This window comes from Pseudomonas umsongensis, assembly GCF_002236105.1.
In the GTDB taxonomy this organism is placed as follows: domain Bacteria; phylum Pseudomonadota; class Gammaproteobacteria; order Pseudomonadales; family Pseudomonadaceae; genus Aquipseudomonas; species Aquipseudomonas umsongensis.
The window spans coordinates 1,080,671-1,093,732 of the sequence record NZ_NIWU01000001.1 but is presented as its reverse complement, the minus strand read 5'-3'; the positions used below and the strand labels follow the sequence as shown (position 1 = coordinate 1,093,732).

The window sequence follows — 13,062 nt, the reverse complement described above, 5'->3', positions numbered from 1 at the left end:
GTTACCAGGCGCCATTCGCCAACGCCGCAGGAGGTTGCCGTGATCCAGAGTCCTTCATTACAAACCACCTTGCCCAATCGCGCCGAGGCCGGTCGACGCCTGGTGGAACCGTTGCTCAAGTATGCCAACAGGCCTGATGTGATCATTCTCGCCTTGCCCCGTGGCGGTGTCCCGGTGGCTTATGAAGTCGCCACCGCCCTGAATGTGCGCCTGGACCTGATGCTGGTGCGCAAGCTCGGTGTGCCTTCGCACCCGGAATTTGCCATGGGCGCCATTGCCAGCGGCGGTGTACAAATCCTCAATGATGACGCGCTGCGGGCGCACCCGATCGATCGAGCCAGTTTCGAGGCAGTGGTCGCCCGGGAAGCGCAGGAGCTGTCGCGACGTGAAAAGGCGTATCGGGGAAACCGCCCGCCACCGCAACTCAAGGACCAGGTGGTGATCCTGATCGACGACGGCCTGGCGACAGGTTCTTCAATGATGGCAGCGATCCATGCGGTGCGCATGCAGGCGCCCGAGCGCATCGTCGTCGCGGTACCGGTTGCGCCCCGGGAAACGGTCGAGGATTTGTCCATGCAAGTGGACGAAGTGATCTGCCCACTCATCCCTGAGTGGATGATGTCGATCGGCTACTGGTACCTGGATTTTTCCCAGACCTCGGACGAAGAGGTCATCGATCTCATGCAACGGGCCTGGCAGCGGGAATTGCCGGGCGCCTCCCACATGGAACATCGCGATGCTTGAAGCTAAATATCGATCCCTGGACCTGCCGGGCGTTGAATTGTCCGCCGATTTGCGTTTGCCGACGAACGCGCGCGCCCTGGTCATCTTCGTACACGGCAGCGGCAGTGGTCGTTTGAGCCCGCGCAATCAATATGTGGCCGATGTCCTGGCCGATCGGGGCTTGGCTTCGCTGCTGTTCGACTTGCTAACGGAACCGGAGCAGCGCCTGGATAATCTCAGCGGGGAGTTGCGCTTCAATATTCCTTTGCTGGCCAGGCGGTTGATCGATGTGATCGACTGGGTAGGGCGTGACCGCGAATTGCGTGCTTTGCGCATCGGACTCTTCGGCGCCAGTACCGGCGCGGCGGCAGCACTGGTGGCCGCCGCTGAGCGTGCGCCAGTGATAGGGGCAGTGGTCAGTCGGGGTGGGCGAACCGATCTGGCTGGACCGGCCCTGCCTCGGGTCAAGGCGCCGACCTTGCAGATTGTCGGTGCACAGGACCCGGTGGTGTTGGGCTTGAATCGTCAAAGCAGCCAGACCCTGCGGTGCGAGCAACGGCTGGAAGTCGTGGAGCGCGCCACGCATCTTTTTGAAGAGCCAGGCGCGCTGGAGGCAGTCGCCAGGCTCGCTGGCGACTGGTTTGAAAAATACCTGCATGCCCCCCTGTAGGAACGAGCATGCTCCGGGCGGCGTTCCGACGTAGAACCTGAGAGCACCACGGGGAGTCAGGTTTCCCGCGTCATCGTTGACGTCCATCGCGACGGTGCGACGATTCGACAGTCTCGCTCCTACAGGGGAACACAGGCATCACCAAAAGCAGGTCGGCTTTTAAGGCCGCCTCGCTTTGCTTTTGATCGCGGGCGCCCCGTTAACCACTGTGCGAGGCACCGAGTGATATGTACTCCGACAACCCATTTCACACAGGGCTTCCTGTGACGCTTCGCATCACCGTTGCGCACGGCTCAATTAATGCGTCGTCAGCGGAACGCGGAGCGTCCCTGGCGGCATTCCCACGCAGAGCGTGGGAACGATCAATCGAGGTACACCCGTAAAAGCCAGGTCGGCTTTAAGGCCGCCTCGCTTTGCTGTTGATCGCGAGCGCCCCGTTAACCACGATGGCCGAACGCAGGCATTGCGCAGTGGCTAAACCGGCAGGACGCCGGTTTAGCCGCGCTGGGCCATGGATGGCCCATCGCGGCGACCCACGGAGCAATGCCGGAGAGAGGGCATGCCGAGCCCCAGCGAGGCACCGAGTGGTGGGGCAAAGCCTTTTGCTTCCTTTTTGGTGTTTGAAAAAGGGAGTCGCCGTAAGGGCGAAACCATAAGCTGCCGTTACCGCAGCAATGGATATGTACGCAGGCAACCAATTTCACACAGGGCTTCCAGTGACGGCCCGCATTACCGTCGTGCACGGCTCAATTAACGCGTCGTCAGCGGAACGCGGAGCGTCCCTGGCGGCATTCCCACGCAGAGCGTGGGAACGATCAACACAGGCATCACCTAAAAAGCAGGTCGGCTTTAAGGCCGCCTCGTTTTGCTGTTGATCGCAGGCGCCCCGTTAACCACGATGGCCGAACGCAGGCATTGCGCAGTGGGTAAACCGGCAGGACGCCGGTTTAGCCGCGCTGGGCCATGGATGGCCCATCGCGGCGACCCACGGAGCAATGCCGGAGAGAGGGCATGCCGAGCCCAAGCGAGGCACCGAGTGGTGGGGCAAAGCCTTTTGCTTCCTTTTTGGCGTTTGAAAAAGGGAGTCGCTGTAAAAGCGAAACCACAAGTGGCCGTTACCGCAGCAATGGATATGTACGCAGGCAACCAATTTCACACAGGGCTTCCTGTGACGGCCCGCATTACCGTCGTGCACGGCTCAATTAACGCGTCGTCAGTGGAACGCAGAGCGTCCCTGGCGGCATTCCCACGCAGAGCGCGGGAACGATCAAAGCAGAGCAAAGGCTAACGAGGCTTTGATCGCAGGCGCCCCGTTACGGCAGCAATGGATATGCACTCCGACAGCAAATCACACCCCAAACGGATAGGTTTCGTCCTCCGCTTCCAGTTGCTGGTTTTTCGGCAGCGGCAGCGCGGTAACCGGCCTGGTTTGCTCGATCCAGATCATGGCATCGAACTGTTCCGCCAGCATCGACTCGAAATAGTGACTGAAGCGTTCGGTTTCGGGACGGTAAATCACCCCGATGGCCCGTCCCAGCAAGCACGTGGACAGGACGCTGCGCAGCTCTTTGCGCTGCGTGTCACGCCAGTCGGTCAGCGACGCTGCAACGCCCGCCTTGAGGAACTGATGCTCCCAGCTGTCTGGCCGGGAGGGGCGGATGTCCTTGATCAACATCTCGCCGTCCCAGTCATCAGCGGCAGCCACCTGACCGCGGTCAGTGGCCATGCCGATGAGTACGACATCGCGTCCGAAGGCGCTGCGACACAGTTGACCGATGTTGAACTGCCCCTTCCAGCCCATTTCCGTGGCGCCGGCATTGCCGATATGGGAGTTGTGGGCCCAGACCACGGCCTTGGCTTGCGAGCCCCGGTGTTCGAGCAACGCGCGCAACGTATCGAACATGTGCCGGTCACGCAGGTTCCAGGAGGCTGTCGAGCCCCGATAGATCGCGCGGTAATACTGCTCGGCCGCCATCACTACCCGGGCATTCTGCGTCGCATTGAAGAAGGCTTCGTCGTTGCGGATGAGCCCGGCCAGTTGTTCAGCCAGCATGGCATTGAGCTGATCGATCACCGGCTGTTCACAGGGCATTACACCGGCGCGCTCGACAAAATGGCCATACAGCGCAGGGTCATCCTGCCATGGGGTCAGGCAGCCATAGCGCCGACGTGCTTCCTGGGCCAGGCGCGGGTCAACCCGATCCAGATAGCTCAGTACTTCATGAATGGAATTACGCAAGCTGTAGACATCCAGGCCGCGAAACTCGACGCGATGTTCAGGCGCTTGCTGATGGTTGAACTGATGCAGCCAGTGGGTGAAAGCCTTCACCTCGCTGTTGCGCCACATCCAGGTGGGGAAGCGGCTGAAAATGTGGCGCTTCCACGCCGTATGCGCCAACCCTCGGACATACTGGTCGACATGGCCGGCGTCGGGCCAGTCGGCTTCCACCGCGACAATATTGAAGCCGTGCCGCTCGATCAGCCGTTGGGTAATCGCAGCCCGGGTTCGATAGAATTCCCGGGTTCCATGGCTCGCCTCGCCGATCATCACCACCCGCGCATCGGCGTAGCGGTCAAACAGGTCGCCAAAAGCGGGGGAATCCAGGTCCGGCAACGGTTCGGCGTATCGATGCAACACCGGCGCTATGTGCGACGTGTCATCGTGATGTTGCTGGCCGTAAAGTTGTTCCAGCAATGATTGCGTATGAGAGTTCATGAACGCCATCCTCCGAAAGGTAGGCTGCTGGTGGCGGCATGGCGCTCGGGTCGTACCAGAGGCTCAAGCGCCCCGAAAACATTGCACGGGTTTACAGGTACAGGCGGTGAATGACCTGTTGGGGGTCGAAGGGATCGTCGTGGGCTTCAAAACCAAGACATCTGGCCAGGTCGCGCAGGGGCGCGTTGCTGGAGGCGCCAACCGAGTACAACAGGTGGACGCCGTTACTGCGGGCGGCGTCGATCAAGTGCTCCATCAATATCGTTCCCAGGCCCAGGCGTTTCCAGGCAGCGGCGACGGTCAGCGCGCATTCGCACTGGTATTGACCCATGGCGGCATAACGACTGGCGCCGATTGCGCTCAAACGGCCATTTTCGTGGACCAGCGCTATGCAGCCTTGGCCCTTGCGAGCTTCGTGCTGTTGCCCGAGTAAAAACCCGTGCCGGGACGCCGGCGCCAACTGCCGGACAAGGGCGCATTCATAAGCTCGATCTGCTTGCGCGACATGCCGGATCAACACCGCACGACCGTTGCTGAGTACATCAATCCGGGATTTTCCACGGGCGTAGTCCCAGTCATGCCAATCATCGGGGCTCTTGGAAGCGAGCATCGTGCGGCCCTCCATCCAACATTCTCTTGATGCGTAGTAAAACCTGCGAGTTTCAATTCTTTTCTACGCCGTTGGCCGCTCCCGGATTTGATCTGGATCAGGCACGAGTGAGGCGATCAAGGTGAGTCCGCCACGCATGTTCATTGGATCGCCCCGGGTAACCTGGGGTTAACCGGGGCGATCATTCAGGCGATCAGCAATTGATCTTCCACCTTGGTGACTCCCGGCACCGACCAGGCGGCTCGTTCGGCGATTTCACGCTCGCGCCAGAAGTGCACTTTGCCTTCCAGTTTCACGACACTGCCTTCGACTTTGATACGTATGCCCTTGGCGTCGACTTCAGCGTTGCGCTTGAGGGCTTCTTCGATACTTTGCTGGATATCGACGACTTTGACTCTCGGGCGCAGGGTGATGCGGTTGTCCACGCCCACAACGCCCGACAATTTGCGCACCGCGCTTTCGGCGAGTTCCTTTTGATATTGCCAGTCCACCTGGCCTTCCAGGGTTACCCAGCCTTTTTGCACGACGACCTTGACGTCGCCTTCGGGCGTATCGGAGCGCCACGAGATAATGTTGACGGCACGATTGGCGATGGTGTCATCGGCCGTACCTGCGCCTTTTTCCAGCCGGACCTGTATTTCCTCCGCCACGGCACGCACGCCTTTGATCGCTTTGACCGCCCGTTCGGCACTGACTTTCTGGGCATAGCTTTTCACGTGACCGGAGAGTGTGACAACGCCATTGTCCACGCTCACGCCAATGTGGGCGGCGTCGATATCGGGTTGAAAATCAAGCTCATCCAAAATGGTATTGCGCAAGGTTATGTCGCTCATGATCCTGTCCTCTCCCGCATGACTGAAGTACATGGGCTGCCAAAGCCCATGTCTTTTTTTACGCCTGAGCGGCACCAGGACATTGAGTTAAATCAAAAAGGCCGCAGTCGCCCGCTCTGCCATTGGCCAGCCGGTTTTTTGATAAATGTCAGAGAAAGCCTGCAGTGGCGTTGGATACTGCGTTTGACTGGCCTTCGCAGCCGGGACTTATTTGGAGAAGATCATGGACAAGCGCTTGCCTGTTGTTTGCCTCGGTATTCTTCTAGCCACCACTGCCGGATGCAGTAGTAAGCAGGCCCAGGAACTGGATGCCCGGCTGGAATACGCTGAAAACAACGCCGCAATGGCGCGATTGAGGGCCGACGAGGCGCACCTCAAGGCGGAACTGGCGATGGAAGTGGCACGTCAGGCACAACGGACCGCCGATGAAGCCAATGCCCGTACCAGCCGAATGATCGAAAAGGGAACGCCTAAGTGACATTCAGAGGTGATAGCGTGACTGTACAAGTCGCCTGATCTGTTCCATTGCCTGCCCGGGTGCCAGGCTTGTGTCCGTCTCGATCAGGCGCGTCTTATTGGCAAGCACGTCGTCCCGGATCACTTTGCGAAACCAATTGGAAAAATCCCCGACATTGATATGTTCGCGAAGGGCGGGCTCTTCAAGTCGTGTTGAACAGGACAAAAACTCAGTCAGGTTAGAGGCGCTCTGGCCAAGTGCGGGAAAGTGGAATGATCGCCATGCACCCACATCTCCCGCGACGTACTTGCCGCTGTGACGGTGGTGCTTTTGATGAGGCTGCACCTGATCGAGCAGGAAGACCTCGTCGCCTTCGTGCACATTCCAAAGACAGGCGTTTTCGAGGCCTGGCGAGCGTTCTGGAAACCCTGGGCTCGGGCGCTGCATGCGTTTGGCGAACTGTTCGACCAGTTCCCGGGCGGTGCTGCCGAGTGTCACCAGTACGTCTACCCCCTCAAGCAGTGCCGGACAGACCTGATCGAAGTCGAGGGCAACGATGATTGCGCCAATGTCCCCGAGAAAACCCGGCGGCCAACCTGCGCAGTGGGGAAGCATGTAATGCGCTTCGTCGACGATCAGCCAGTAAGGCCGGCCGGAAGCGCTGCGCAAATTCTGGATAAAGGGCAGCAGTTCGCCAAACAGCTGCACGCGCGCTACGGGATCCAGGGCAAGGGCGTTGACCACCACATTGAGCTGAGCCTGTAGAAGGTAATGCACCGACTCTTCTGTCGTCGGGGGGGCGGTCAGCCCGCCGATCGTTACCGCATCTTCCAGCGTCAGATAGTCTCCCTCTGGATCGATGATGCAAAATCCCTGATGAGCCTGGACCATTCGTTCTGTCAGCCAGGTGATGTAGCTGGATTTACCGGCACCCGAATTGCCAACGACCAACATCACCGATTCCGCAGGCAGCCAGAGCTTGCGGCCATGGGTGGACTGGCCCAACTGGACGCCAATGCGTTCGACGCAAACCAGTGCCGCGTCTTTTTCCAGCAGCATGTCGACCAGTTCGCAGACACCTTGGCCATGATCATGAGTCAGGCACAGGTCAGCGCTGGACTTGATCGACGCTATGGCATTGTTCACCGCCGCGGCACAGCCGCAGATCGATAGAAAGGAGTGGTCGTTTTCCGCATCGCCCACGCCCACCACGTTCAGCTCGCATATGCCCAACTCGCGCAAGGCTGCAACAAGGCCAGACGCCTTGTTCACGCCGGTTGGCAAGATCATGATCGCATCCTTGTTGAACGTTATCTGCAGTTCAAGGCCGAGCTCTCGAATGCTGCTGACCACCGCATTCTCAAACGGCTGCCAGGTGGCGATGACCGAACGACCGATCGACAAAGGCGTGACACCCTTGTCGCGCAGGTGGCCCACCAGCTCGGTCGAAGCGGGGTCTGCAATAAGCTCCTCGGTGTCTGTGCTCGGGTCGTACAAGATCGCGCCGTTTTCCGCAACGACCCTGTCAAACAGATCCAGGTGTGGAAAATGATGCTTGAGCGCTTGCAACTCCCGGCCTGAAATCAGCACGAGCTTGCGGCCGCTTTTTTTCAGTTTGCCGAGCGCTGCGCAGACCTGCGGTGGAACGCTGCCGTTTTCGGCAATGGTCCCGTCATAGTCCACTGCCAAGGCCAGGAAGTGCATGCTTGCTCCATTGTCTGACTCAATTGAGAGAGGCAGGGCAGAACACGAGCTGCCCGTCTACCGATTTCACGTCTGTATTGGGATGCTGATTCCTTGCGCCAGCATTGATTTTTGTCAATTTCAAGGCGAGAGCAGACAGTCGGTCTTCCTCGGCCAGGTGTCATGCATTTTGCCCGTTACGGGTTCGCGCCTTGTCGGCCTCAAGCCGTCCAGAGCCTTTTCGACAATGAACAAGGCTAGTCCCGTTCCACTTGATATTTATCAACGCCAGGAACAATTGGGCGGAGCAAGTTAAATCAAACCCGGTTGTGCAGTCGGCGCCAAGCACAGACCGGTTTTCTGGGCATTGCGCCACAGCCACTTCTACAGCGTATTGGCTGTCTACTCCTTGAAAACGGTAGGCAGGGTTACTGATGCTGTTGAGTACAAGAGGCCAACCATGCGTTCCAGGATCATCAAAAAAACGCTCGATGACTTGCCTGTAGCGCCGAACTGGGTCGACAGCGTGCAAGCCCGTGAGCACTTTTCCTGGGCAGCACAAATGTGTGGGCTGTCGGGACTGCCCGGCGGTGGTTTGAACCTGGCTTATGAAGCCGTGGATCGTCATGCACAGAGAGACGCTGGACCGCACACGGCATTGCGCATTCTTGATCGTAACGGCGGGCACCGCGATGTCAGCTACGCCGAGCTGAGCGTGCTGACCAACCGATTTGCCAACGTGCTCAAGAGCCTGGGCGTGACTCCCGGAGCACGAGTGTTCGTGCTGTGTGGCCGCGGCCTGGAATTGTTCCTGGGCGTGCTCGGCGCAATGAAGGCCGGATGCGTGGTATCGCCGCTGTTTTGCGCCTTCGGCCCGCAACCCCTTGAAACGCGTCTGTGTCTTGGCGAAGCCTACGTGTTGCTCACCAGTGATGCCCTGTATCGACGCAAGATATCGACCATCCGTGATCGTCTGCCAACCCTGAAGCATGTGCTGGTGTACAACGAAAATGCCGAGGATATCGCGCCCTTGGAGGGTGCGTTAAACCTGCATCAGTTGCTGGCCGAAGCCGATGACCATTTCAGCATCGCTTGCACGACCGCCGACAGCCCGGCACTTTTACATTTCACCAGCGGTACGACAGGCACCCCCAAAGGGGTCTTGCATGTTCATGGCGCAGCACTGACCCACCTGGTCAGCGGAAAATATGCGCTGGACTTGCACCCAGGGGATATCTACTGGTGCACCGCCGATCCGGGCTGGGTCACGGGCACTTCATACGGCATCATTGCGCCGCTGCTGTTGGGCGTGACCTGTGTGATCGAAGGTTTCGAGTTCGACGCCGAGCGCTGGTACGGCATTCTCGAAGAACAACAGGTATCGGTCTGGTATACGGCACCCACCGCCATCCGTCTGCTGATGAAAGCCGGTGCCGCGCTGGCGCACAACCATCGTTTTCCCTGCCTGCGGTTCATCGCCAGTGTCGGCGAACCACTCAATCCCGAGGCAGTGTGGTGGGGTAAGGACGTACTGGGGTTGGCAATCCACGATAATTGGTGGCAGACCGAAACCGGCGGCATCATGATTGCCAACACGGTCGCGATGGACATCAAGCCCGGCTCCATGGGCAAGCCACTGCCGGGCGTCGAGGCGGCCGTCGTCCTGCGCAACGCCGACGATACCTTGCAATTTTTGGGCAGCGATGAAGTGGGCGAACTGGCGCTGAAGCAACCCTGGCCCGCGATGTTTCGCAGTTACCTGGGACAAGAGGAGCGTTATCGGCGCTGCTTTGTCGGCGGCTGGTACCTGAGCGGCGATCTGGCTCGTCGTGATGCCGATGGCTATTACTGGTTCATCGGACGCAGTGACGATGTGATTAAGTCCGCCGGGCACCTGATCGGCCCGTTCGAAGTCGAAAGCTCGTTGATGGAGCATCCGGCAGTCGCTGAGGCCGCCGTGATCGGCAAGCCCGATCCGTTGCTGGGCGAAACGGTAAAGGCCTTCGTCTCCCTCAAGAGTGGATTCACCGCCAGCCAGGCCCTGCACGATGAATTGCTCGGTCATGCACGCAAGCACCTGGGGGCCGTGGTCGCCCCCAAGGAACTGGCGTTCGTCGACACGCTGCCTCACACCCGTAGCGGCAAACTCATGCGGCGTCTGCTCAAGGCCCGCGAGTTGGGCCTGCCTGAAGGCGATACATCCGCCCTGGAGAATCCATCATGACGCCCGTGTCGCTGCCCCGGGAGACCAAACTGGATCTGCTGCGGGACATGGTACGCATCCGCCGTCTCGAAGAACGTGCCGGCGAGTTGTACGGGGAAAGCCGGATTCGCGGCTTTTTGCACCTGTACATCGGTGAAGAAGCGGTGGCGGTCGGTGTTCTGCATGCCCTGGCCGTTGACGATGCGGTCGTCGCCACGTACCGCGAACATGGTCATGCGTTGATCAAGGGTGTTTCCATGAAGGCGATCATGGCCGAGATGTTCGGGCGCCAGCAAGGATGCTCGCGAGGCCGTGGTGGCTCGATGCACCTGTTCGATGCCCGTACACGATTCTTCGGCGGCAATGCCATCGTCGCCGGTGGCTTGCCATTGACGGTTGGGCTGGCGCTCGCGGAACACATGCAAGGTGGAACCCGTCTGTGCGCCTGTTTTTTTGGCGAAGGGGCGATGGCGGAAGGGGCCTTTCACGAGTCTATCAACCTTGCCGCATTGTGGCGCCTGCCGGTGCTGTTCTGCTGCGAAAACAACCTCTATGCCATGGGCACGGCGCTGGAGCGTTCGCAATCCCAGACCGACCTGTGTGCGAAAGCTTCGGCATACAAGGTCCAGGCCAGGACGGTCGATGGCATGGACGTGATCGCCGTGCATGAAGCCGCCCGTGACGCAGTCGAACACATCCGCGCAGGGCAGGGTCCCTTTTTCCTGGAGTTTCGGACCTATCGATTTCGGGCCCACTCGATGTTCGATCCGCAGTTGTATCGCTGCCGGGAAGAGGTCGAACAATGGAAAACCCGAGGTCCCATCCACACCTACAGCACGCGACTCAAGGCTGAAGGGCTGCTGGATGAACCGGGTTTTCTGGCGATCCTGGCCCAGGTCGACGCCGAGGTCGAAGACGCCATCGCCTTCGCCGAGAAAGGCACATGGGAGCCGATCGAGGATTTGTCCCGCGATGTCTATACGCCGGGACCTGCGCCGGAGCCTGCGCCATGAGCCTGTCCATGACCTATCGCGAAGCGCTGCGCGAAGCATTGCGTGACGCCCTGCAGCGGGACCCGCGGGTGTTCCTGATGGGCGAAGACGTGGGGCGTTATGGCGGCAGTTATGCCGTGTCCCTTGGATTGCTGGAAGCCTTCGGCCCCGAGCGTATCCGCGACGCGCCACTGTCCGAACTGGGTTTCGTCGGGGCCGGTATCGGCGCGGCGTTGGCAGGCATGCGGCCTATCGTCGAAATCATGACGGTGAACTTCAGCCTGCTCGCTCTCGACCCTCTGATGAATACCGCGGCGACCCTGAGGCACATGTCAGGCGGGCAATTCTCGGTGCCCTTGGTTGTGCGCATGGCGACCGGGGCTGGTCGTCAGCTGGCTGCCCAACACTCGCACAGCCTCGAAGGCTGGTTCGCCCATATTCCGGGATTGAAAATCCTGACGCCGGCGACCGTCGAAGATGCACGCGGCATGCTCTGGCCCGCGCTGCTCGACCCCGACCCGGTGCTGATATTCGAACATGCGCAGCTGTACAACCTGGAAGGCGATGCCGGCGAATGGGCAACCATGGACATCAGTCGCGCCAAAGTTCGCCGGGCCGGCAGCGACCTGACCCTGATCACGTATGGCGGCTCCCTGGGCAAAGCCCTGGCGGCAGCCGAGGTGCTGGCCGGGGAGGGCATCGAGTGTGAAGTCATTGACCTGCGGGTCCTGCGCCCCCTGGATGACGCAACGCTCCTGGCTTCTGTCTGCAAGACCCACCGTGCCCTGGTAGTCGATGAGGGATGGTGCAGCGGCAGTCTGTCGGCGGAAATCATCACCCGGATCGTCGAGCAAGGCTTTTACGAGCTCGATGCGCCCCCGGCGCGGGTGTGCAGCGCCGAAGTGCCGATCCCTTATCCACGGCATCTGGAGGAGGCGGCGCTGCCACAGGTGGCTTCGATAATCACAGCGGCACACGAACTGTGCCAAGGAAAAATCCCCTGATTGCTGCAGTCTGCCAGCTGCCGGGTTGAGTCTGGAGAGTCATCCATGATCGAGTTCAAACTGCCGTCGCTGGGTGCCGACATGGATGAAGGCACGCTACTGGAATGGAAAATACACCCTGGTGATAAGGTTAAGCCTGGGCAGGTGATTGCCGTCGTCGATACGGCCAAGGCGGCCATCGACGTGGAGTGCTTGCATGAAAGCACCGTCCTGCAATTGCTGGTCGACATCGGTACGAAGATACCTGTAGGTACACCCATCGCACTGTTACTGGAGCCAGGGGAGGATCCGCAAAGCGTAAAGCGAACATCGCCAGAAGCGCCGCTGGTGATCGAGGCGCAAGACCTGTCGGGTAGCCGCCCGCGTATTTCCCCTGCTGCGCGTCGGCGCGCTGTCGAGTTGGGACTCGATGTCGATCAATTGAAAGGCCACGGGGCGCAAGGCGCTATCACCCTGGAAGATGTCGAAGTGGCCGCCCACCTGACGCATGAACCCGATCATGAACAGGCCATGCGCCAGACCATCGCCGCCGTCATGAGTCGTTCCAAACGCGAGATCCCCCACTATTACCTGAGCGAAACCATCGCTTTGGACAAGGCCATGGGCTGGTTGCAGGAGCACAACGCACAAAGCACGCTGCAAGAGCGCCTCTTGCCCAATGTCCTGCTGCTCAAAGCGGTGGCACTGGCTTTGCGCGAATATCCCCAGCTCAATGGTGTCTGGCTGAACAACGCCTTCGAGCCGGCACGCGAAATCAACCTTGGCGTGGCCATAAATTTGCGCCAGGGAGGCCTGATTGCCCCGGTGCTGCATCAAGTGGCGGACTCGACCCTGACCCACCTGATGAGCGAACTGGCCAGCCTGGTTGAACGGGCGCGCAGCGGCTCCTTGCGCAGCTCCGAGTTGGGAGGCGCCGGGATTACCGTGACGCAACTCGGCGATCAGGGGGTGGACAGCGTGCTGGGGGTGATCTACCCGCCGCAGGTTGCCTTGGTCGGCTTCGGTCGTATCAGCGAACGGCCTTGGGTGAGGGAGGGCCAACTGTGCGTCGTGCCCACCGTCATTGGCAGTTTGTCTGCCGATCATCGGGTCAGCGATGGTCATTATGGGGCGCGTTTCCTTAGTGAAGTGCGTCGTCTCTTGCAAACACCGCAGGCTCTTTGAAGAGGCT

General features: G+C 60.0%; 11 protein-coding genes. 7 read left to right on the top strand and 4 right to left on the bottom strand.

The window, feature by feature from the left end:
• The first annotated feature begins 39 nt into the window (after nucleotides 1-39).
• Both PSUM_RS04820 and PSUM_RS04815 read left to right on the top strand, forming a co-directional pair.
• Complete coding sequence (locus PSUM_RS04820) at nucleotides 40-744, top strand: phosphoribosyltransferase (RefSeq protein ID WP_020801293.1); 705 nt, start codon at nucleotides 40-42, stop codon at nucleotides 742-744.
• The gene (locus PSUM_RS04815; protein ID WP_083349105.1) at nucleotides 737-1,393 is read left to right on the top strand and encodes a dienelactone hydrolase family protein; all 657 of its coding nucleotides are present in this window, start codon (nucleotides 737-739) and stop codon (nucleotides 1,391-1,393) included. The genes PSUM_RS04820 and PSUM_RS04815 overlap by 8 nt, the downstream gene beginning before the upstream one ends.
• A 1,348-nt stretch (nucleotides 1,394-2,741) precedes the next feature.
• Here the strand turns inward: PSUM_RS04815 and PSUM_RS04805 are convergent.
• From PSUM_RS04805 to PSUM_RS04795, 3 genes are all read right to left on the bottom strand, one after another.
• Nucleotides 2,742-4,109 (bottom strand): erythromycin esterase family protein, encoded by a 1,368-nt coding sequence (locus PSUM_RS04805; RefSeq protein WP_020797519.1) that lies wholly within the window; start codon nucleotides 4,107-4,109, stop codon nucleotides 2,742-2,744.
• A gap of 91 nt (nucleotides 4,110-4,200) precedes the next feature.
• A complete protein-coding gene (locus PSUM_RS04800) occupies nucleotides 4,201-4,719 on the bottom strand; it encodes a GNAT family N-acetyltransferase (protein WP_083350159.1) in 519 nt (172 codons plus the stop codon).
• A gap of 185 nt (nucleotides 4,720-4,904) precedes the next feature.
• A complete protein-coding gene (locus PSUM_RS04795; RefSeq protein ID WP_083349104.1) occupies nucleotides 4,905-5,552 on the bottom strand; it encodes a BON domain-containing protein in 648 nt (215 codons plus the stop codon).
• Between the two features lie 223 nt (nucleotides 5,553-5,775).
• Between PSUM_RS04795 and PSUM_RS04790 the strand changes: the two genes are divergently transcribed.
• Nucleotides 5,776-6,030 (top strand): Lpp/OprI family alanine-zipper lipoprotein, encoded by a 255-nt coding sequence (locus PSUM_RS04790; protein ID WP_020797515.1) that lies wholly within the window; start codon nucleotides 5,776-5,778, stop codon nucleotides 6,028-6,030.
• A 3-nt stretch (nucleotides 6,031-6,033) separates the two neighbouring features.
• Here PSUM_RS04790 and PSUM_RS04785 read toward each other — a convergent pair whose 3' ends face one another.
• Nucleotides 6,034-7,713: an HAD-IIB family hydrolase gene (locus PSUM_RS04785; protein ID WP_083349103.1), complete on the bottom strand. Its 1,680-nt coding sequence runs from the start codon at nucleotides 7,711-7,713 to the stop codon at nucleotides 6,034-6,036.
• Between the two features lie 439 nt (nucleotides 7,714-8,152).
• Here PSUM_RS04785 and acsA point away from each other — a divergent pair, with 439 nt between their 5' ends.
• From acsA to PSUM_RS04760, 4 genes are read left to right on the top strand one after another with little or no spacing between them, the layout of a single operon-like run.
• A complete protein-coding gene (gene acsA / locus PSUM_RS04775; RefSeq protein WP_033043824.1) occupies nucleotides 8,153-9,916 on the top strand; it encodes an acetate--CoA ligase in 1,764 nt (587 codons plus the stop codon).
• The gene (gene pdhA / locus PSUM_RS04770) at nucleotides 9,913-10,908 is read left to right on the top strand and encodes a pyruvate dehydrogenase (acetyl-transferring) E1 component subunit alpha (protein WP_033043822.1); all 996 of its coding nucleotides are present in this window, start codon (nucleotides 9,913-9,915) and stop codon (nucleotides 10,906-10,908) included. Before acsA ends, pdhA begins: the two co-directional genes overlap by 4 nt.
• An 8-nt stretch (nucleotides 10,909-10,916) precedes the next feature.
• Nucleotides 10,917-11,891, top strand: coding sequence for an alpha-ketoacid dehydrogenase subunit beta (locus tag PSUM_RS04765; RefSeq protein WP_404821809.1), 975 nt, complete (start codon nucleotides 10,917-10,919; stop codon nucleotides 11,889-11,891).
• 45 nt (nucleotides 11,892-11,936) lie between these two features.
• Nucleotides 11,937-13,055 (top strand): dihydrolipoamide acetyltransferase family protein, encoded by a 1,119-nt coding sequence (locus PSUM_RS04760; protein WP_083349101.1) that lies wholly within the window; start codon nucleotides 11,937-11,939, stop codon nucleotides 13,053-13,055.
• Nucleotides 13,056-13,062: the final 7 nt, after the last annotated feature.

Excerpts from the sequence above, each read along its gene's own strand:
- PSUM_RS04815 (WP_083349105.1), top strand. The coding sequence starts at position 737 with ATGCTTGAAGCTAAATATCGATCCCTGGACCTGCCGGGCGTTGAATTG.
- PSUM_RS04805 (WP_020797519.1), bottom strand. The coding sequence starts at position 4,109 with ATGAACTCTCATACGCAATCATTGCTGGAACAACTTTACGGCCAGCAA.
- PSUM_RS04800 (WP_083350159.1), bottom strand. The coding sequence starts at position 4,719 with ATGCTCGCTTCCAAGAGCCCCGATGATTGGCATGACTGGGACTACGCC.
- PSUM_RS04795 (WP_083349104.1), bottom strand. The coding sequence starts at position 5,552 with ATGAGCGACATAACCTTGCGCAATACCATTTTGGATGAGCTTGATTTT.
- PSUM_RS04790 (WP_020797515.1), top strand. The coding sequence starts at position 5,776 with ATGGACAAGCGCTTGCCTGTTGTTTGCCTCGGTATTCTTCTAGCCACC.
- PSUM_RS04785 (WP_083349103.1), bottom strand. The coding sequence starts at position 7,713 with ATGCACTTCCTGGCCTTGGCAGTGGACTATGACGGGACCATTGCCGAA.
- acsA (WP_033043824.1), top strand. The coding sequence starts at position 8,153 with ATGCGTTCCAGGATCATCAAAAAAACGCTCGATGACTTGCCTGTAGCG.
- pdhA (WP_033043822.1), top strand. The coding sequence starts at position 9,913 with ATGACGCCCGTGTCGCTGCCCCGGGAGACCAAACTGGATCTGCTGCGG.
- PSUM_RS04765 (WP_404821809.1), top strand. The coding sequence starts at position 10,917 with ATGACCTATCGCGAAGCGCTGCGCGAAGCATTGCGTGACGCCCTGCAG.
- PSUM_RS04760 (WP_083349101.1), top strand. The coding sequence starts at position 11,937 with ATGATCGAGTTCAAACTGCCGTCGCTGGGTGCCGACATGGATGAAGGC.